The 19,643-nt window shown below is 49.1% G+C and carries 23 protein-coding genes and 1 riboswitch; of the genes, 11 read left to right on the forward strand and 12 right to left on the reverse strand.

The features are described 5' to 3' along the window. Positions 1–117: 117 nt before the first annotated feature. A complete protein-coding gene (locus L1F29_RS20105) occupies positions 118–1,749 on the reverse strand; it encodes an alkaline phosphatase D family protein (protein WP_258383837.1) in 1,632 nt (543 codons plus the stop codon). A 389-nt stretch (positions 1,750–2,138) separates the two neighbouring features. Then, the gene (locus L1F29_RS20110; protein ID WP_258383838.1) at positions 2,139–2,564 is read right to left on the reverse strand and encodes a GNAT family N-acetyltransferase; all 426 of its coding nucleotides are present in this window, start codon (positions 2,562–2,564) and stop codon (positions 2,139–2,141) included. 167 nt (positions 2,565–2,731) lie between these two features. On the opposite strand from L1F29_RS20110, the gene L1F29_RS20115 reads away from it, so the two are divergent. Genes L1F29_RS20115 through L1F29_RS20125 form a run of 3 tightly spaced genes read left to right on the forward strand, consistent with a single transcriptional unit; the run spans position 2,732 to position 5,101 of the window. Continuing rightward, a complete protein-coding gene (locus tag L1F29_RS20115) occupies positions 2,732–2,986 on the forward strand; it encodes a FeoA family protein (RefSeq protein ID WP_258383839.1) in 255 nt (84 codons plus the stop codon). Beyond that, complete coding sequence (locus L1F29_RS20120) at positions 2,983–3,717, forward strand: FeoB small GTPase domain-containing protein (RefSeq protein WP_258383840.1); 735 nt, start codon at positions 2,983–2,985, stop codon at positions 3,715–3,717. The genes L1F29_RS20115 and L1F29_RS20120 overlap by 4 nt, the downstream gene beginning before the upstream one ends. Next, a complete protein-coding gene (locus tag L1F29_RS20125; RefSeq protein ID WP_258383841.1) occupies positions 3,695–5,101 on the forward strand; it encodes a nucleoside recognition domain-containing protein in 1,407 nt (468 codons plus the stop codon). Before L1F29_RS20120 ends, L1F29_RS20125 begins: the two co-directional genes overlap by 23 nt. A gap of 188 nt (positions 5,102–5,289) precedes the next feature. On the opposite strand, the gene L1F29_RS20130 is transcribed toward L1F29_RS20125, so the two are convergent. Further along, a complete protein-coding gene (locus L1F29_RS20130; protein ID WP_258383842.1) occupies positions 5,290–6,342 on the reverse strand; it encodes a Gfo/Idh/MocA family protein in 1,053 nt (350 codons plus the stop codon). Positions 6,343–6,865: 523 nt separating this feature from the next. Between L1F29_RS20130 and yjcZ the strand changes: the two genes are divergently transcribed. Continuing rightward, on the forward strand, positions 6,866–6,967 hold the full coding sequence (gene yjcZ, locus L1F29_RS34210) for a sporulation protein YjcZ (protein ID WP_309252317.1): 102 nt from the start codon (positions 6,866–6,868) through the stop codon (positions 6,965–6,967). A gap of 83 nt (positions 6,968–7,050) precedes the next feature. Here yjcZ and L1F29_RS20135 read toward each other — a convergent pair whose 3' ends face one another. From L1F29_RS20135 to L1F29_RS20160, 6 genes are all read right to left on the reverse strand, one after another. Continuing rightward, entirely contained in the window at positions 7,051–7,755 is a 705-nt protein-coding gene (locus L1F29_RS20135) for a DUF7002 family protein (protein WP_258383843.1), read from the reverse strand. Positions 7,756–7,792: 37 nt separating this feature from the next. Then, the gene (locus tag L1F29_RS20140) at positions 7,793–8,848 is read right to left on the reverse strand and encodes a DUF1835 domain-containing protein (protein ID WP_258383844.1); all 1,056 of its coding nucleotides are present in this window, start codon (positions 8,846–8,848) and stop codon (positions 7,793–7,795) included. Between the two features lie 53 nt (positions 8,849–8,901). Then, entirely contained in the window at positions 8,902–9,507 is a 606-nt protein-coding gene (locus L1F29_RS20145; protein ID WP_258383845.1) for a class I SAM-dependent methyltransferase, read from the reverse strand. A gap of 180 nt (positions 9,508–9,687) precedes the next feature. Further along, positions 9,688–9,951: a glutaredoxin gene (locus L1F29_RS20150; RefSeq protein WP_258383846.1), complete on the reverse strand. Its 264-nt coding sequence runs from the start codon at positions 9,949–9,951 to the stop codon at positions 9,688–9,690. A gap of 1 nt (position 9,952) precedes the next feature. Continuing rightward, positions 9,953–10,369: a MerR family transcriptional regulator gene (locus tag L1F29_RS20155; protein WP_258383847.1), complete on the reverse strand. Its 417-nt coding sequence runs from the start codon at positions 10,367–10,369 to the stop codon at positions 9,953–9,955. Between the two features lie 139 nt (positions 10,370–10,508). Then, positions 10,509–11,021 (reverse strand): RDD family protein, encoded by a 513-nt coding sequence (locus L1F29_RS20160; protein WP_258383848.1) that lies wholly within the window; start codon positions 11,019–11,021, stop codon positions 10,509–10,511. 262 nt (positions 11,022–11,283) lie between these two features. On the opposite strand from L1F29_RS20160, the gene L1F29_RS20165 reads away from it, so the two are divergent. The 5 genes from L1F29_RS20165 (at position 11,284) to L1F29_RS20185 (ending at position 15,074) form a co-directional block, all read left to right on the forward strand. Further along, entirely contained in the window at positions 11,284–11,664 is a 381-nt protein-coding gene (locus L1F29_RS20165; RefSeq protein ID WP_258383849.1) for an SET domain-containing protein, read from the forward strand. 448 nt (positions 11,665–12,112) lie between these two features. Further along, positions 12,113–12,538: a VOC family protein gene (locus L1F29_RS20170; protein WP_258383850.1), complete on the forward strand. Its 426-nt coding sequence runs from the start codon at positions 12,113–12,115 to the stop codon at positions 12,536–12,538. Positions 12,539–13,281: 743 nt separating this feature from the next. Then, positions 13,282–13,363, forward strand: a riboswitch (ZMP/ZTP riboswitch). A 50-nt stretch (positions 13,364–13,413) separates the two neighbouring features. Continuing rightward, positions 13,414–14,052 carry a DJ-1/PfpI family protein gene (locus tag L1F29_RS20175; protein WP_258383851.1) on the forward strand — a complete coding sequence of 213 codons (639 nt, stop codon included), beginning with the start codon at positions 13,414–13,416 and terminating at the stop codon, positions 14,050–14,052. 111 nt (positions 14,053–14,163) lie between these two features. After that, entirely contained in the window at positions 14,164–14,529 is a 366-nt protein-coding gene (locus tag L1F29_RS20180) for a GNAT family N-acetyltransferase (protein ID WP_258383852.1), read from the forward strand. A gap of 50 nt (positions 14,530–14,579) precedes the next feature. After that, the gene (locus L1F29_RS20185) at positions 14,580–15,074 is read left to right on the forward strand and encodes a GNAT family N-acetyltransferase (RefSeq protein ID WP_258383853.1); all 495 of its coding nucleotides are present in this window, start codon (positions 14,580–14,582) and stop codon (positions 15,072–15,074) included. A gap of 338 nt (positions 15,075–15,412) precedes the next feature. Here the strand turns inward: L1F29_RS20185 and L1F29_RS20190 are convergent, their stop codons facing one another. After that, entirely contained in the window at positions 15,413–16,093 is a 681-nt protein-coding gene (locus tag L1F29_RS20190) for an LrgB family protein (protein WP_258383854.1), read from the reverse strand. After that, positions 16,093–16,455 (reverse strand): CidA/LrgA family protein, encoded by a 363-nt coding sequence (locus L1F29_RS20195; protein WP_258389748.1) that lies wholly within the window; start codon positions 16,453–16,455, stop codon positions 16,093–16,095. The genes L1F29_RS20190 and L1F29_RS20195 overlap by 1 nt, the downstream gene beginning before the upstream one ends. A 120-nt stretch (positions 16,456–16,575) precedes the next feature. Here L1F29_RS20195 and L1F29_RS20200 point away from each other — a divergent pair, with 120 nt between their 5' ends. Then, entirely contained in the window at positions 16,576–17,460 is an 885-nt protein-coding gene (locus tag L1F29_RS20200; RefSeq protein WP_258383855.1) for a LysR family transcriptional regulator, read from the forward strand. Between the two features lie 34 nt (positions 17,461–17,494). Here the strand turns inward: L1F29_RS20200 and L1F29_RS20205 are convergent, their stop codons facing one another. Beyond that, positions 17,495–18,388 carry a LysR family transcriptional regulator gene (locus tag L1F29_RS20205; protein ID WP_258383856.1) on the reverse strand — a complete coding sequence of 298 codons (894 nt, stop codon included), beginning with the start codon at positions 18,386–18,388 and terminating at the stop codon, positions 17,495–17,497. A 119-nt stretch (positions 18,389–18,507) separates the two neighbouring features. On the opposite strand from L1F29_RS20205, the gene L1F29_RS20210 reads away from it, so the two are divergent. Next, positions 18,508–19,575: a branched-chain amino acid aminotransferase gene (locus tag L1F29_RS20210; protein WP_258383857.1), complete on the forward strand. Its 1,068-nt coding sequence runs from the start codon at positions 18,508–18,510 to the stop codon at positions 19,573–19,575. Positions 19,576–19,643: the final 68 nt, after the last annotated feature.

Here is a 19,643-nt window from a genome sequence, read left to right on the forward strand (position 1 = left end):
ATACTCCTGACATATGTTCCCCGATAAAATAAGAGATATACTTTCCGTCATACACCCCGAACCATTGACATAAGGATGTCACCGCTGGCAACTTCTTTAAAGCCCCTTATCTGCTGCTTATGCCATTACTGCAGCATCGTAAATTTGCTTCAAGCCCGGTACGCCCTTTTCCATAAGGAAGGATGCGCGTGTCGTGACAGGAGCGCCGGGACGAGTGACGTACGGGACGACCTTATAATCTGCCTGAAAGCTCTCATGCGTAGCCGTGCAGAGCACATAGCCGCGCTGACTGTTGTAGAACTTGATATGCGGATTTTCTGCAAGTATCGCTTTCTGATCGTCTTTAATATCAAATCCGTCTCCTCCGGAGGTAATCGAGGTGCCGACAAATTCGGCTCCAAGGATCTCGGAATCCGGATTGTTGAAATCGCTCTTGATTTCGCAAGCCCAGTTCGAGTGTACGTCCCCTGTCAGGATAACGAGATTGGAGAGGCCTTTTTGTTTGGCAAAGTTGAGAATCCGGTCGCGATTGGCCGAATAACCGTCCCATGCGTCCATGCTGTATTCTTCTCCGTCGCCGATCAGAAAGTCCCTCTTACAGAAAAACACCTGCTGCGGAATAATGTTCCACGGCGCCTGCGATTGATTCAGCCCTGAAAGCAGCCACTGTTCCTGCTCTTCACCCATAATCGAGCGGTCGACGCTGGCGGATTCGGGGGTTGGCGGCTTTCTCCCGTCGCCGCTGGCTTGATCATCCCGGAATTGGCGGGTGTCAAGTACATGGACATTGGCCAGGTTGCCGTAATTGAAATGTCTGTACAGCTGCATAGTGAACCCGCTAGGCAACGAAGAGGTTCTTAACGGCATGTTTTCATAATAGGCCTGGAATGCCGCCGCTTTTCGAGCCAGGAAGGGTTCGATCGGCTGATTGCCTTCCGGAATCAGACCGGCATGATTATTCTCGATTTCATGATCATCCATTGAAACCACCCATGGGAAGCGGGCATGAGCGGCCTGCAGATCGCTATCGCTTTTATACAGCGCATAACGGTTACGATAATCGTCAAGCGTAAATATTTCGGGACCGTTATGGTACCGCGGGCTTGGAGTTTCAGGTTTGGGGCCGGGACCCTCATAGATGTAATCGCCCAGATGAAAGACGAGGTCCAAATCTTCCGATACCATATGGCGGTAAGGGGTAAAGTATCCCGTCGGATAGTTTTGGCAGGAAGCAAAAGCAAAGCTCATTTTCTCCACATGCGCTCCGTATGCAGGCAGTGTTTTTGTCCGGCCTATGGGGCTGATTTCCTTTCCGGCCTTGAAGCGGTAATAATAGACTTGGTTCGGCTCAAGTCCATTCACCTCGACATGCACCGAATGCCCAAGCTGAGCTCGGGCATAGCCTGTCCCCTGATGTGCGACTTTACGGAACTTATCGTCGGTTGCCATCTCCCATTTGACCGGAACGTCGCTGCCCGGCATGCCTCCGCCGTTCAACGGGTCGGGCGCAAGGCGGGTCCACAGCACAACGCTCTCCGGCCAAGGATCGCCGGATGCTACCCCTAAAGTAAACGGATAAGCCGTAAACTTCGGCGACGCATCGACAGAGCCTCCCGTTAGCGAACCGATGACCGTCATGCCAAGCGCAGCAATCGCAATCTTTCCTGTTGCCTGAAGAAAATCTTTGCGGTCCATCTTGCCCTCCCGCAGCCGTTTCGTTAAATCGTTAATCAATTTGTCCTGGTCCATTATTTGTCTCCTTTGCAGTGGATTCTCATCAATTAAATCGTTGTTGTATTAAGCCGGTGTCAGACCCGTATTAAACTAGAATGAAGGAATATGTAAATGAACATAGGTCTTATTTGGTATTATTTAGATGAATTCGACAGGCGAAAGCTTAAAATAATGGTGTTTTATGCACCAATGTAACTACTCGTTCACACTTCAGGCAATCGGAGAATGATTCGAATGACATAAAGCGGTTGCAAATGAAGATAAAAATAAGCCTGCTTCCCTTTCACAGGCGTTTACAATATTTTCGTTAATTGGTAGTAAAAATCGTAGTGCTCATTACAAGAAGAAGACGCAGCTTATTAAATAAATAAGCTCCGCCTAGTTTCGTACCGCCATATTTTTTCCTACCCCTTTATCCACTGCAAGTAAATGCGCTCTTTGAACCCTTTCAATCTGGACAGCTTCTCGCGTTTACGTTTAAATTCTTCGAATCCCAGTTTTTTGTACAGCCTTATCGCAGTTGAATTGGTGTCGACTACCTCAAGGATGTAATTTCGATACGGCAGCTCTTGCATCACATGCTTGAACAGCGCCGTAGAGACGCCTTTGCCGCGCGCTCTTTCCGATGTGGCGACACATTCGATGTAGCCCGTTTCATCTTCAAATGGCAGTGGAGCATTAAATTCTTTATCCAGCGAGTCATAGGCCAGGTTCCCCTTAAGAAAACCGAATGCCTGCTTCAAGGAAGGCTTATCGACCGTCATCGCCCGCCGCCGGTTATTGGAACAGGCCAAGATCCCGACAATCTCTCCCTCCAGTATACATTCCACGCGCCATACAGCCTGTTTTGCCCTAGTGAAAGTTTTTGTTGCCAGGGAAAGACTTGTGCCCTATACTAAAAAATAAGGAACATAGGTCAAAATCTCGGCATACTTTACTATAAATGTTGCGCTCGGTAAACAGTTTGTCACACAGTAAATTCAGGATGGTGATGGTGATGTCTGCAATGGACAATGCTTTATCCGAAGCCGCAATTGGAAGTCAGATATTGCTTAGCCGGATCGAGGTACAGGGCGTATTGCGGCGTCGGCTGCTGGATCTCGGGTTCGTCCCCGGGAATGTAGTAGAAGTCGTGCAGAGAAGTCCGCTCGGCGATCCGACTGCATTTCGTGTCAACAACACGATGATCGCTCTGCGGAAGGAAGAAAGCTCACTCATATTCGGAGAGCCTGTAGGAGGCGATGCACGATGACTTATACACTTGCTTTGGCAGGAAATCCGAACACAGGCAAGAGTACGTTATTCAACACATTGACCGGCATGCGCCAGCATACCGGCAACTGGGCGGGGAAAACCGTCGTCAGAGCAGAAGGCGAATTTACCCGCAGCGGGACATCGTACCGAATCATCGACCTGCCGGGCACATATTCCTTGTACTCCAACTCGGCCGACGAAGAAGTGGCGCGAGACTATATTATTTTCGAACAGCCGGATGTCACGATTGTCGTAATCGATGCCACATCGTTGGAACGGAACCTTAATTTGGCGCTGCAGGTGCTGGAGATGACGAATCGGGTCGTTGTGTGCGTCAATCTGATGGACGAAGCGAAGAAGCTTGGCATCCGCATCGATCTGGATAAAATGAAAAAACGGCTCGGCGTGCCTGTCGTAGCCATCTCCGCCCGCAATAAGACGGGAATCGATGCATTGTTCACGCAGGTGGAGCTGGTCGCTTCCGGCGCACTTGTGCCGCAGCCCGTCAAAATTCCGTATAACGAAGATATCGAACGGAAGATCGAGGAACTGGAGCCTTATATTTTGGAGACGTTAGGGACGCGGTACCCGACAAGGTGGATTGCTCTGCGGCTCCTGGACGGAGACGAGAGCCTGCTGCAATCGTTAAAAGCGAATATGGATGCCCTGCCCGGGACTTCCCAATCAAGCAAGGAGGTTATACCTCATGGACATACAGTCTGCCATTAAGACCTCTAACCGGATCGATGACCTCCTTGATATAGCGAGAAATGTTTCGGATGGTAACACGATACGAGACGGGATTGTTAGCGACATCTATAGAATGAGCCGCGGAATATGCAACGAGTCGGTTCAATATGAAGATAAGAGGAAACTTGCAGGCGCCTATAAGCTCGATCAGATCGTAACTTCCAAGCTGTGGGGATTCCCGATTATGCTTCTCATTCTGGGGTTCGTGTTCTGGCTTACCATCGCAGGCGCGAACGTACCTTCCGGCTTGATCGCCGATTTCTTCGGCATCATCGAATCGTATTTGACCGCGGGCTTCCAGGCGGTTAACGCTCCGGCCTGGCTGCACGGCATTCTTGTTCTCGGCTTCTTCCGGGGCACCTCTTGGGTGATCAGCGTCATGCTGCCTCCGATGGCGATCTTCTTCCCGACATTTGCCCTGCTGGAAAACTTCGGTTATTTGCCTCGTGTCGCTTTTAACATGGACCGGTTATTCAAGAAATCCGGCGGACACGGCAAACAGGCACTGACGATGTCGATGGGGTTCGGCTGCAATGCGGCCGCGATCTTGTCGACAAGGATTATCGAGTCGCCGCGGGAGCGGATGCTGGCGATCCTGACGAACAACTTCGTCCCATGCAACGGCAGGTGGCCGACGCTTATTTTGCTCTCATCGTTGTTCATGGCGGCCGGTGTTGCGAGCGGATTGCAAACCGTAGCGACCGCTTTCGTTGTCATGGGAATGGTGCTCTTCGGCATCGTCGTTACCCTCACCGTATCCTGGGCGCTGTCCAAAACGATGCTCCGCGGCGTGCCGACGCATTATACGCTCGAACTGCCGCCATACCGAAAGCCGCAGATTACGAAGACGATTCTGCTCGCTTCCCGCGATAAATCTTGGAGCGTCTTGAAACGTGCCGTTATCGTGGCTGCTCCGGCAGGAATCCTCACTTGGATACTGGGCAATATAATGGTTGGCGGGGAAAGCGTTCTGGCCCATATGGCAGCATTCTTCGATCCGTTCGCGCACGCTATCGGTCTGGACGGCTATATTCTGATGGCCTTCATTCTTGGTCTGCCCGCCAATGAAATCGTCCTGCCGATCTTGCTCATGGGGTATCTGTCCTCCGGAGCGATGGTCGATGCCGACGGTCTCGAGGGAATTAAAGACATCTTCCTAAGCCATGGCTGGACTTGGCTCACAGCACTTAATATGATGCTGTTCTCCTTGCTCCATTACCCTTGCGGCACGACGCTATTCAACATTTACAAGGAAACCAAGAGCGCAAAATGGACCGTGCTGAGCGCTCTGATTCCGTTGTCGATTGCCGTGCTTGTTACTTTCGTCATCGCCCAGACGGTCAGAGCTCTAGGCTGGGTATAGACGATTAAAGTATATTAATACGAACACAGCGCAAGCCCCAACCGAACCGTCGGCGAACAATCTGCCGTGCGATCGATTGGGGCTTGCGTTATTCCGGCACGTTCCATTATCGAATCCGGCACGCTGGCTGGATCCGTCATCAGCCGATTCCGAAGAGAACGCCTCTATTGACGAAGCTCACCTACTCCTTATTGCATGCCCGCTGAACGTGATGCTTCGTCGATATACCGTTCCACAATGCTATCCTCGAACCGATGCGGCAATATGGCCTTTCCTCCGTATTTGGCGGTATGATAAATAGCCATCATCACTTGATAGGACAGCATGGAATGTTCCAAATCACAGATATGTCCGGCCCCGGGATTAGACACATAACCATGGATCGATTCCATATAAGCGATCAGTGCATCCATATAGCTTTCTTCCCAGCTCGACTTCTCGACCAGATGCTGTTGTGTGATGTAATTCCGCAATTCCAGCTTCTGATTGAGATCGATCTTCAAATGCCCATCCGAACCATACACATCAATACCAATATGATAGAACGGATTCGTCTCCCCTTGGATCGACCTCGCGAACGCTCCGCATTCGAATGATGCTCGCACGCCATTATCGAATAGTACGGAAGCCATCGATTCATCCGGTGCGATGATCGAAGAGCTGTCCTTTCCTTCGTACGCGCCCGTTTGCCCCATCACCCAGCGAACAGGACTAAAATCATTAAAGAACATGACCATATCGATGAGATGCGAGCCTTGCTCCATAATGTTCACTTTCGTGGAGGCGCGTATATATTCGATCGACCCGATGGCTCCATCTTGCAACCATCTGCGGGCCTTGCTCCATGCCGGCAAATACTTATGCTGGTGATTGACCAGCACCAACTTACCATGTGCGTGGCAAATATCGGCAATCTCATAGGCTTCAGAGGGTGTAAGCGCTAACGGTTTCTCGATATTGATGAGCTTGACGCCGGGAGACTGGACCGCGGCTTTCACCAGCTCAAGCCTTGCATCGGCGCTGCTGACAATATCGACCACGTCAGGGCTCGTATCGAGCAGCAATTGGGCTAAATCCAAGGAACGGTGCTTGATCCGATACTGATCTGCAAGGTGGTTCAGCCGTTCCACGTTCGAGTGACCGCATATGCCCGCTAGCTCTATACTCTCGCATACTTGGTACGCTTTGGCATGTGCCTCAGCCCAGCCTTTCGTACCGACAAGCACTGCTTTCAATTTCATATCTCTCATCCTCCCCATACTGGCCATTATATCGATCGCTCGCTTCACATCGCTGCACTGTAAGCCTTTTCCTGATGGCAATAATTGCAAGGTAAAGATAGCATTCCATGTTCTCCTAGTCAATCCTGCGGGTAGAATTCGATCGCCAGGCACATCACGTGGATTAAAGATCTCTATACCAAACACCCAATCAGCTCATATTAACCGTGAATAAACTATAAGGCACGAAACAACAAGGAGGTGCATGTAACATGTCTGGTTTAGTTGGTGGAGCTTTCACAAGCACTGGGGCGATCCTGGTCCTCTTCATCTTACTAGTGATTATCGCTTGCAGCTGCGGAATATTTGGCGGCTTTTAACGACGTCCGATGTGAACTCTATTCCATCCATGCAACCCTCCATGTAATTTACGTTTCATAGGCTGTTGATATGGAATTTGTCTCTCGGTAACAAACACCCAATCACACCATAAAGATCGTGCATATCTTGAAGAATACCCAGTAGGTAGGGAGGTGCAATGCAAATGTCCGGATTAGTTGGTGGAGCTTTCACAAGCACGGGAACGATCCTTGTACTCTTTATTTTGTTGGTGATTGTTGCTTGTAGCTGCATGCGCTGGGGCTAATAATTAGCCTCTAGTATCCTCCTACTCGATTACTGTATAATTCCTCCCATCAGAAAAAGACCCGACTTCGCGGCGGGTCTTTTTTATTGCTTAATCGCCTCGGCTCGCAAATCTGCTTGATGCTTCGCCAGCTCCCTCCAACGTACAGGGACATCATCGTCATGCTCGACATAAATAGCTTGCAAGTACCTGGATACGTTCATAACCTGATCTTCTATCAGGATCTCCCGTATTTCGGACGGTTTTGTCGGCACCGGGCTGTTCGATTTCGATTGGCTATTGAAGATATTTATAGGCAGAAACATCCGCGGACTCTTCTTATAATTGCAGTGCTTAGGATACCGCGGCGAGCTGCCCGAGTCGTATTTCGATAGTTTCACGGCAGAGTAGCACGCAGCTAGTAAGGGGTACGCATCGAATTTCAGAACAGCAAACCGTTCATCCGGCTCTCTGCGGGCGTACGATTCCATCATTGTCTGACAATCCCTCCATGTTGGCCAAAAAAACACATGCCGGTCCAGATGCGTCCGGAATTGTTCCTGCGTACATGAAGCATCCATCATCTGGTCAGGGATCCTTAGATGCGCATTGATCGTGATGGCGCATCCGCTATAGATCACTTCATGAACCTCTTGCCGCCGCTCGCCGGCAGCGTGCGGATTTATCTTAGAACTGGACATGAGCGCATCGAAATACGCAATAGTCGGCAAATTCCTCGCTCGTGTAAAATGATAGAGCGACTTTCTGCTGCTTGCTTTCGTAATCGCAGCGATAACAGCGTCTCTCATCATTCCACTCCTTTAAGCGTCGCTGCAGTCCGGTACCTTAGTCATCGCCAATTTGATGCAGTTTTACACTGTAGTGACTCATCGTCTTCAAACTGCCTTTCATCTCGAACATGCCTTTATCGATTAGAGCTCTTAACCGGTATTCAAGGAATTCATCCCCTATGTATTGATCTAAATTCCCAAGCACGTCGCCAACTAGTCTTGCTGATTTCATGAAGCCCTTCAGCATTGGATTTTCGTGCAGCAGCTTAGCTCTCTCGATGATAAAGCCGTCGTAGAAGTCTTCGGGAACCGGCTTGATCTCCCCGTTCCGCCAGATCCGCAGAACATCCTGAGATTCGGTGAGCGCCAGCCATTCTTGAGCAAGCTCCATTCGCTGATGCTGCGTTAATGGAGCGTTTGTTATATTTTCCACATAGATCTCTTGCATATGATTCGGACCTATTTCTCCCATATGCTTGAACGTACATCTGTACTCTTTGTTATCATGTTCCAGATACATCTCTAGCGGCGTGTTAATGACAAATATTTCATTCGTTCTGTTCTGTAACAGATGCAGAACATATCGCAATCCCGTCTGTTCATGAGCGTTGTCGCCTGCCCATATCATAATTGGCATCTCTTCCGGAATGGCTAAGATTTGATTGACCGAATGATCGAAGCTTTTCTTATAGGCATGAAATCCGTCATATTCATCATTTATTACATTTCTCATCCAATGCCATCTGGCTTCCTCTCCTGACTTCTCGTACAGCCTCCAGATTGGACCAATAGAGAAAAGATCGTGTAAGGAAACGACACCCTCCACATCGCATAATTTCAATTGTTTCAGAGCTATTTTTAACGATCCCGCAGGCGATTCGCCGAGTAGAATATGCATCCGTCGTATACTCCCTGGCTGACTTGCTTCTGCCCTTCTATTCGTTACCTTCATCATTGTTTTGTATATGTTCTCCACATCGTGTACGAACGCCGATTCCGAATACTCCGTTTCCTTAACCATCATCAACCGCAGATAGATTTGAAACAGCAGCGAGCCCGCTTCCCCATCAGGTAATTCCTTCACAACCTTTCGCACATCTTCGAACTCCATCCGTTGAACTTCACTCCTCAGCCTTCTTGTTGGTTCGAATGCGTTGACTGCCTCTATTGAACCGGCCTCTGTCCGGCAAACTGAATGACATGGGACAAGCCATTATGCAGCGTCCCTTCATGTCGCTCGACCTCACCCATGAAGAAATGAACAATGCGCCAGTCTGCGAATGTTTGGCATATTTCTTCCGGCGCATACAGCAGCTCCAAATTTTGCGGTCCGCCGCTTTGATATGGAATTTGATAATGCGAATAGACTTCCGTTATAAAATAACCGCCCGGCTTTACCGCATCTTTCACGCCAAGCAATGTTTTCATTCTCAGCTCCTTGGGGAAATGTCCGAATACACATACGACTTCATCCCACCGATCCTTAGCAAAGCGCGCCTCATTCAAGTCGACCAGCTCGGTTTGAATTCTAACCCCTCTTGCTTCGGCAAGTTTATTCGCCTTGTTCAATCCGGATTCGGCATAGTCCCAGGCCGTGACATTCATCCCTTCTTCTGCTAAGAAAACAGCGTTACGGCCTTCACCCTCGGCAATCGCCAGCGCATCGCCTGTTAATCGAAGCCTTCTGTGCATCTCCGATAGAAAAGCATTGGGTTCTGTCCCATATATGTAGTTCTCATCCTGAAACCGTATGTTCCATTGGTTATTCATCTGCAGCATCTCCTTCATTCACATGGCAATAGCTGAATTGATCCTCATTAGAAAGTATACCCGAAGGCTGCTAACAAACGAAATCGAGCTCTTGGCTTGATGGGTCTCTCCAGCCAATTACGTTCATAACAAAAAAAAGCGGCGGCCGCTATTTTGCGGATACGTCGCTTTATCATTTTGCTACACCGATTCCGATTCGATATGGTTGTCGGTTTTCTCTTTATTCCATTTATCGACATCTACGATTCTTCCGTTTAAGGTTACAGCGGGGGCAGCAAGAATACCGTAAGCCTTCGCCTTCTCCTTGCCTTCGGCGGCCCCGCTCTGTTCATGAAGATGATAAACGATGATTTCACATTTGGAACACGCCAATGCTTTCACTTCATCGATGATTCTGCTGCTTGACGGACTGCCGTCCGCGAATATTTCAATTGTCGCTCCCATGTTATTCCTCCTTTAAGGCACATAGCTGAATAACCGGACATTGCGATGCGGATACGGGCTGCGTCGCTGCCGGACGTTTCGCGATGATTTCCATCAACGATTTGAATTGCTGCAGCTTTTTGATTTGCTCATCGATTTGTTGAATCTTACCTGCCGCGAATTGATACATGTCTTCGGTTGGCAAGAACTCCTCTTTCTTGTACAGGGCGATAATCGATTTGATTTCTTCCAGGGTGAACCCGATCTGCTGCGCCCGCTTAATAAAACGGATATCATCGACAGTGCCGGAAGCGAACATGCGGTAACCGGTCCCGGTACGGGGAGGCATCGCGATTAGCCCCCGCCGTTCATAGTATCTTACCGTTTCAATACGCACTTTGGCCGCGCGGGCAACTTGGCTTACGGTTAATCCTTCCATGGCTACCTCCTCGGATGCAAGTATAAACCCTGTACCAGGGTACAATGTCAATGCTCACTTATATTAGCTTTGGCACTGTACCAAGGTACAATGTCAATGCTCATTTATATCAGTTTTGGCACTGTGCCAAGGCACAATGTCAACGGGCTTTCACGTCATTGACTTTGGTCTGCGCCAGCAAGTCATGAACGCCGATGACGCCTTTATTGATGAAGAGCACAATCATATAGAGCAGCATCACCGCATTTGGAATCAAGATCAGATAAGGATTGGCAGGCTCTTCTATTGACCACCACGGATCGGGGATTAAGATGAGCATATGCGTCAGCTCCCAAGGAAGCAGCTTTACGGCGGTTCGGGTCAACGACTGTCTCCAGTTAATATTCGCTCCTTCCCGGTCCGATACGCTTAGCATGCATATACGTTTACCGATTGTCGTCTGACGCAGCCGCTCACACAGCACAAAATACAGCCATACCGGCAATGACATCGTCCCGAGCACCCACAGCTCGATCTGGTAGCCTTTACTAAAATAATCGAAAGGGAAGCCGCCGGTCATGTTATAGAGCAGCATCTGGAATCCGATTAGGACTGCAGCCAATAGAACAAAATCAATCCAATATGCCAGCAGCCTTCGAATAGATAACATCATTCTATTCACCTCGAAATGGACTATTTTTCCACTTTGTTTGTCTGCGTCAATTATAGCCTCAAACCGGTGCTGCTGAACATGCAAAAAAGCCGGGAACATTATTCCCGGCCGCTTATGCGAGATATTGCTGGATCCGTTACAACAAGAAACATGCGAATCCGCCTAGAAGCTTGCTGTATGACCGAGAGTGAGTTAAACTAATCCCTCAGGCAATCCGTTTCTCAGTGAACGCCATAATCTATAGAACACGAAGGTGACCATGATGATTGAAATAAAGATCTCGCCCCTTAGCAACGGGGAGTTTAATAGAGGCGTATTCGCAACGCGCGATATCGCCAAGGGCGAACTCATCCACGAAGCTCCTGTCATCCCTTATCCCAATGAAGAACATGAATTTATTGAGAAGACCATCCTTGCCGATTATGTGTACGAATATGGGAAGAACCACACTGCCGTCCTCTTAGGTTATGGCAGCTTGTTTAATCATTCGTATACGCCTAATGCCACGTATGAGATTAACTTTGACAATCATACCTTCGACTTCTATGCTTACACGGATATTCGTGCGGGCGAAGAAATTCTGATTAATTATAACGGTGAGGTCGATTGTAATGACCATCTCTGGTTCATGGATAAAGATTGAACGCACGAACGTACAGCGTGCTTGCTTGGAAGCATTCCCAAAGCAGAGGCTATTCCTCTGCTTCTTTACTTTCCCCTTCTCGGCTCCCCTCAACCTTGTCAATCCCATCGGTATTTAACATATAAGGAAACCATGAATAAGCTTACCAAAGAAGAATCTATAATCCTGACAATTAATATTCCATAACTCTTTAAGGAAAACTGCTGCTGGATGAGCAAAAGTCAGCGGCATGCTTGTACGCTCCTATTGATTTAGTGGTTTATTCAGCGATCGTCACAGCCGATAGCCTATACATAAGTAATAACGATAGCCGATAATAAACAGCTTGCAACAATCAGTTGTCCGATTTGTAATTCATTTGTCTCTTCAATTAAGCGATTATGATTGCAGATGGACAAATGGTACAATAGGGAATAGTTCCACATTCACATTAGAGGAGTTGAAGATCATGTCGATCGATGTTTATCTTAATTTTAACGGTAACTGCCGGGAAGCTGTCGAGTATTACGCACAAGTATTTGGAACTGATGTACGGATGATGACGACATTCGGCGAAGCGCCCCCTAACCCGGAATATCCGCTTCCAGAGGAAGCCAAGAACTTAATTATGCATGCGCGTCTTGATATCCTCGGAAGCAATGTGATGTTTAGCGATGTCTTTCCCGGCATGCCATTTGTTGCAGGGAATAACATCAGCCTCGCGATTGTCCATACCAACCTGGATGAACTCAAATCATTCTTCCACAAGCTCAAAGAAGGCGGCACGGTAGGCATGGAGCTTCAAGAAACCTTCTGGAGCAAGTGCTACGGAAGCCTCAAAGACAAGTTCGGCATCGAATGGCAGTTCAATTACGATAACGGTGAAGGCATTTAGTTCAGTATGGCGCATGCGTGTGAAGCTCATGTGAGTGAATCGCATCGATGAGATCCTGGAAATCCGGCTTCTTCTCCGCAGCGGTCCGGCTTGCAATATTGGCCCGTTGTACAGATAAGTGTACGATTGCGAATCCGTGGATTTGACGAAAGTTACTGCGCCTGCAGGAGACCGCTGGTTATGGTGTTACGGACTGGTTGTACATTGGTTACGGACATGGGATCCTTTATTTGCTGAATTCGGCTCCATATATGATCATTGCGGACATCTGATTCTCTATTTGCCGAAAATAGAGGAATTCGAGGCCGATTACCATCAAATAGCGGCTACCATGTCCGTAGCTCTAGCAAAAACCATCCATAATCTAAAATAACGGACTTGGTGGCCGTTAACAGTCGGTTGCAGCGATCCAACATACTGCTTCATCCGTTGCGCCCCGCAATGATCATGAACAACATTCGAACATGGAGCTTCTTCTCTGCCGCAGAAGAACTCCATTTTTTATGAGTGGTACGATTCGGATAATGGTTGAAGGAAATGAATGATTCGCATGTTCCCTGTGAAGAAAATTCCCTGGAGCTCTCGTTAATCTGCGTAATCATCTGTTTGAACAGCTAATTTTGTACACTTTGGCACCTTCTTGCTTACGAGGCTAATACTCGACTTTCTTGTCCGTTTTTATAAGAAACAATATTTCGACATTGTAATTTTCTAACAATTCTGATATATATGAATTATATCTTTACGGGATGTGTTACTGGCGAAAACGTGGAGAACCACGAGGGAGCGCATACCTTCATACAGCCGTTCGCCTGGGCAAAGTATTCGGTCATCCGACTGAATGCTTTTTATTTTATTTAAGGGGGATGCGCCTTATGGAACATCTACGGCAGACGAGGAATGTTGCGATTTTGATTTACGATCAGGTTGAACCATTGGATTTCACAGGACCGTTCGAAGTCTTTCTTTGCGGCAGCGACCGCGGCAGCGACCGCGGCAGCGACCGCGGCAGCGACTTCAATGTATTTACGGTGGCGGAACGTCATGAACCGGTTCTAGCCGTAGGCAGTTTGAGTATCAATCCCAGCTATACGATCCTTGACTGCCCCACCCCGGACCTGTTAATCGTCCCGGGCGGATTCGGTTCGAGGAGAGAGATGGACAACGAGACCCTTCTCAACTGGATTCGCATGGTTGCGGAGCAAGCGGAGCTGGTCTTATCGGTATGCACAGGCGCTTTGCTCTTAGCAAAAGCGAACCTGTTAGAAGGACTTCAAATTACGACGAACCGTTCAGCCATCGGTGAGCTGGAGAAGGCGGCACCCGATTCGGCTACGATTGTCACTGATGTACGTTATGTGGATAATGGAAAAATCATACTTTCTGCAGGCGTATCGGCAGGTATCGATATGTCCTTATATGTGGTGGGCAAATTGCTGGGTGAAGAACGCGCTTTAGAAGCTGCCCGCACTATGGAATACGAATATTATCATGAGGCGAATTGGCATGATTAACATTCGACCGCTTGAGGTCGGCGATACCTGTCAAGTGGTGCAAATGATGGCTGAGCACCCTCTCCAGTTCCCCTCCTTCATTATTGATCAATATCCGATACGTTGGCGTGAATGCTTGGCAACCTGGATACAACGCGAAGCGGTTACTATGTTGCCCATGCCGATACTATCCTGGGTCATGGCGGATATATCCATCATGATCTTACGAACCAATTCGAGCTTGTCGGCATCGTCGTGAAGAAGAATCGGCAGCGCCAAGGAATCGGCATTTCGATTATTAACGCCCTCTGCGGCCAAATCGTAACATTAGGGGGCACCGAGGTTATTCTTTATACGCTGGGTCACATCGGCAATCGCGATACGTTAACCTTCTACCGGCGGATCGGGTTCCAGGAAGTCAACGAAGAACCGGACTATTACATGCCCGGCTACCATCGTGTCACGTTCAAGAAAGACTTATCCTGCTTAATAGATTGATTGAGAAAAGGCACGGTATCATCCGATTAATGAATGCAAGGAAGTGAGCTATGAGCCTGTCTATTCGGAGAATCCAATCCGAGGAATTGGAATCTTTCACCGCCATTCTCAAGGAAGGCGCAGTATGGTTGTCCGATAGCGGAATGCCGATGTGGAGTGAAGCTCAAATATCCGCCCATACGCTGTTGATCAATAACCCCATCGATGAAATGTACATGGGATTCAAGAACGACGAGACTGCAGCGGTCATGATCCTCCAAGCGGAGGATCCGGGGGTATGGCCGGATGATCCCGTTCATGAGTCGTTGTACTTGCATAAACTATGTATCCGAAGAAAATATGCGGGACTGGGTGTGTCGCTAGAGATGGTATGCTGGGCAAAATCACACGCCAAGCATCTCGGCAAAAAGTATCTGAAGCTTGATTGCGCTTCCGACAGAGCCCGTCTATGCGATTTCTATATAAGACAAGGATTTGATAAGGTGAAAGACACCATGATACTCGGGAAATATCCGACATCATTATTTGAATATCGTATTACATGACTGATAAGGGAGAAGCACCGGAATGTTCCGGTACCCGCGAAATCAGCGAGTACCGGAGGTGCCCTTCATAACGTGCCGGTTCCGCACAGTGTCGGATATTCGGTATCGCATTGTTTGCTCCGTACTCAATTACGGCCTGATTCGGCACTTATGCCAAGTAATAATGCCCCTCCAACCCGGTGCGGCTTCTTCGCGTTTGCATACTCATCTTTCCAATTTAAGCGGTTCTATAATCGTTTAGCTGCCTCCATCGGCTTTAGATTGGCTTGGCCTGCTTAGCTTATGGCATCAATAAGCTGCAGAAACAAAAAAATCCGCCTAAAGGCGGAGAGGAATGACTACGCTAGCCAAGCAATCAGCCAAGGCGCAGCGCATAACGTAACGAAAGCAGTGAACATCATCGCTATTCCGGCTACCGACCCGGTTACGGCGTCATACTCCAATGCTTTGCTGATGCCTGCCGAATGAGCACTTGTCCCGAACAGCACTCCACGCGCAATTGAGCTGCGGATGCCGAACCATTTTACAATAAGAGGCCCCAATATCATGCCCAGAAGCCCTGTTATAAGCGTTGCTATTGCCGTTATCGTCGGCACGCCGCCATTAAATTGGGAGATGGTGACCGCGATGGGCGTCGTGGCCGAGCGCGGGGCGAGACTGTCCATAATCTCTTCATTTAACCCGAACATGCGGGCAAAACCGACCGAGGTTATGATCGCGGCGACAGCGCCGAAGCTGACGCTTGCTAGAATAGCGTAAGCATTCTTCTTCAGGATATCGACATGTTTATACAGCGTGATCGCTAATGCAATCGTTGCTGGCTCGATCATCTTGGTCAGCCAACCGGCGCCTTCGTCATACGTATCGAATGATACTCCGCAGACCAGAATAACAACGATAACCATTATTGGCGCCACAAGAATCGGCGTTAAAAATACCTTCGGATAAGCGCGGTATAACTTCTTGGCAGCCATATAAATGACAATCGTCACGATTAACCACAATAATGCCGTTCCCATCAAGAAGCCGCCTTTTCTTTGCGTCCGGTTATCCATTGACCGATCAGTCCCGCGCACAGCATGACGGCGAAAGTGCTGCCAATGATTGTGAGGGTAATCGATAGGCCGCTGTCGATGACAAGGCTCTTGTAATTGATGATGCCGACCGTTGCCGGAATGAAGAATAAGAGCATCTCCGCCACGAGAAATTTGGAACCCCGCTCAACCCATTCAAGCCGGATGATATGAAATTGAAGCAGCAGAAATAACAATATGATTCCCGCAATGCTGCCGGGTATCGGCAGATGCAGCCAGCGGACCAAGGCGTCCGAAGCCTGGGCAATAACGATCAGCAGCGCGACTTGAGCAATCGTAACGAGCATTTTATTCACAATAGCTCTACTCCTTCCATGTCCAAAGTATACAGACTTGCGAATCATGAGTAAAATGAATTTACATCATGATTTACATTCCATTCATCTATGGAAGGAGCCCGTCCTGCTATGGAAATCAGGCACTTGCAATATATCACTGAAATTGTCCGCTATAACAGCTTTACTAAGGCTGCCGACGCTCTGCATATTACCCAGCCAACCATTAGCAAGATGATCAAGAACCTGGAGAACGAGCTGAACATTGAACTGTTTATCCGTGGCGGGAAGCAGATCAAGCTGACGGATGCCGGCAAGGCCATACATAACTATGCCGGACCGATTCTGCAGTTATTCGACAACCTGCAAGCCGAGATCGACGATCTGACTTATTTGAAGAAAGGGAGCATCCGCATCGGATTGCCGCCCATGGCCGGCTCCCGGTTCTTCCCTGGGGTTATTAAGAAATTCCAAGATCGTTACCCTGGAATAACGCTCGCCTTGGTGGAGGATGGCGCCCGCAAAGTAGAGGAAAGCGTCGCAGAAGGAACGCTTGATGTAGGAGTTGTACTGTGGCCGGCGGATCCGGACATCTTCGACTCGTTCCCGCTTGTGGAAGACCGGCTGAAGGTCATCCTTCATCCGTCTCACCCGTTCGCTTCCCGGGAGATGATCGGGCTGGGTGAGCTTGCTGAGGAGAGGTTCATTTTGTTCAATACCGAATTTGCTCTACACAATCGAATCATTAAGGAATGTATCTCTACCGGGTTTACTCCCCGTATTGTATATGAAAGCTCGCAATGGGATTTCATCGGAGAGATGGTCGCCGAGAACCTGGGCATCGCGATGCTGCCCAGCCGGATATGCGCCGCGCTACATCCGGACAAGGTCCGATCCGTCCCTCTCGTCAGTCCCGCCATTCCTTGGCGGCTCGTAATGGTATGGAGGCGTGAAGGTTATCTTTCACTGGCCACGCGGCAGTGGATCTCATTCACAAGAGAGAATTTTAACGGATAACTCGCTAGTCGGTCCGGCGGACACCCTCCTGGGCTTATTCAACCTCAAAGCTATCGATAAAGAAACGGGCGCTCTTAGGCAAATAATGATCCTTCAACCACAGGATGCCCACGCCGGATTGAAAATCCGCATCTTCGATATTCAGCATCTTCACCACGGTAGAGGGAAATGAGGACATAACCGATTTGGGAAACACGGTAGCCCCGATCCCTTCCGCAATAAGCGACATGATGATGGCAACGCTGGAGCATTCGCATACGATGTTGGGCTCAAAGCCATGACGTTTGCATTCGCTAACGACCTGCTCATGCATCCGGGTCGTCTGATCCGACTTCAGTGCGATGAACGGGAACTGGGCTAATTCGATCATGCGGATGGCATGCTTGCCCGAATACTGCTCCCATGAGCTCGGAATGACGACGACGAACGGATCGGAAGGCAGCGGCAGAACGGCGAATTGCTTCGGGTCCGTCAACGCCTCGAACGGCAAACGAGCCACGACCAGATCGATTGCCCGCTTCTCCAGCTGTTCCCCTAAGTAAAAATGATCGCCTTCCAAAATCTTGAACGTTACGCGCGGAAACCTGACCCGGAACCGTTCGATCCGTTTGGGCAGAAGCGAAATACAGGACACGACCGAGCCGATCGACAGAACGCCGCGTACGCCTTCTTCCGTTTCTTTGACCTCCTGCAGCGTTTCATTGAATTGGATGAATAGCTGTTCCGCCTTCTGTTTGAGAAGCTCGCCGGCATCGGTCAGCTTTAACCCTTTGCCATGGCGGTCGAATAATTTGACGCCCAGCTCCTCTTCCATTAGCTTGAGCTGACGGCTTAAGGGCGGCTGTTCCATATTAAGCAGCTTCGCTGCGCGCGTAATTTGGCCTTCCCTGGCAATGGTCAAAAAATATTTCAGCTGTCGCATATCCACACTCGTACACCCCTATACCTAAAAGGTATGACAGTTAAATAATATAGATACTTTAAATATATCCCATGAACTGCTATCATTCAATTAGAGTTTACAATAGGTAACGGGAGATGATCCATTTGGTTCAAGCAGTGGAGATCCAGCGAACAGTAACGAAGAAGGAAAAACCGTCCGAGCAGAAGCTTGGATTTGGCGTTTATTACACCGATCACATGTTTATTCTGGATTATTCCGTGGAAAGCGGCTGGCATAGCCCCCGCATTGTCCCCTATCAGCCGATTACGCTGGACCCCGCGGCAAAAGTATTTCATTACGGGCAAACGGTCTTCGAAGGATTGAAGGCTTACAGAACCGAGGATGGACGAGTCCTCCTGTTCAGACCGCAGAAGAATATCCAGCGTCTGAACAAATCTAATGAGCGTCTGAGCATTCCCTATCTCGACGAGGAAATCTTCATTGACGCCCTGCAGAAGCTGATCGATGTCGATCGGGATTGGATTCCTTCAACTCCCGGCACTTCGCTGTATATCCGTCCATTCATCATTGCCACTCAACCGGCACTTGGCGTAGCTCCATCTACGCAGTACAAATTTATGATCATCATGTCGCCTGTCGGCGCTTATTATGCGAACGGTGTCAATCCGGTCAAAATCTACGTGGAGTCCCATTATGTACGCGCAGTGGCTGGGGGAGTCGGCGAAGCCAAGACAGCCGGCAACTACGCAGCCGGTCTATCCGCGCAGGAGGAAGCGAAAGCGAAGGGCTATGAGCAGGTGCTCTGGCTGGATGGCGTACACCGGAAGTACATCGAGGAAGTCGGCAGCATGAACGTCTTCTTCAAGATTAACGGAACGGTTCATACGCCTGCACTCAATGGCAGCATTCTGGACGGCATCACGCGCAACTCTATCATTCATCAGCTGAAGCATTGGAATATTCCGGTCGAAGAGCGGACGATTTCGATTGAGGAGCTGTACGAAGCCCACGAGAAAGGCATGCTCGAGGAAGCATTCGGCACCGGTACCGCCGCCGTCATCTCCCCGATTGGCGAGCTCAATTGGCGCGGCGATAAGCTCGTCATTAACAACGGTCAGACCGGCGAGCTGTCGGCCAAGCTGTACGAATCGTTAACCGGCATCCAATCCGGAACACTTCCGGATCCGTTCGGCTGGATGATGGAAGTATAGCACATACGCCCTGAATAGGAAGACGACTCCCGCTGCCGGGAGTCGTCTTTTTTGGCATCGACTTCGCT

It is taken from the genome of Paenibacillus spongiae (genome assembly GCF_024734895.1).
Classification (GTDB): Bacteria; Bacillota; Bacilli; order Paenibacillales; family Paenibacillaceae; genus Paenibacillus_Z; species Paenibacillus_Z spongiae.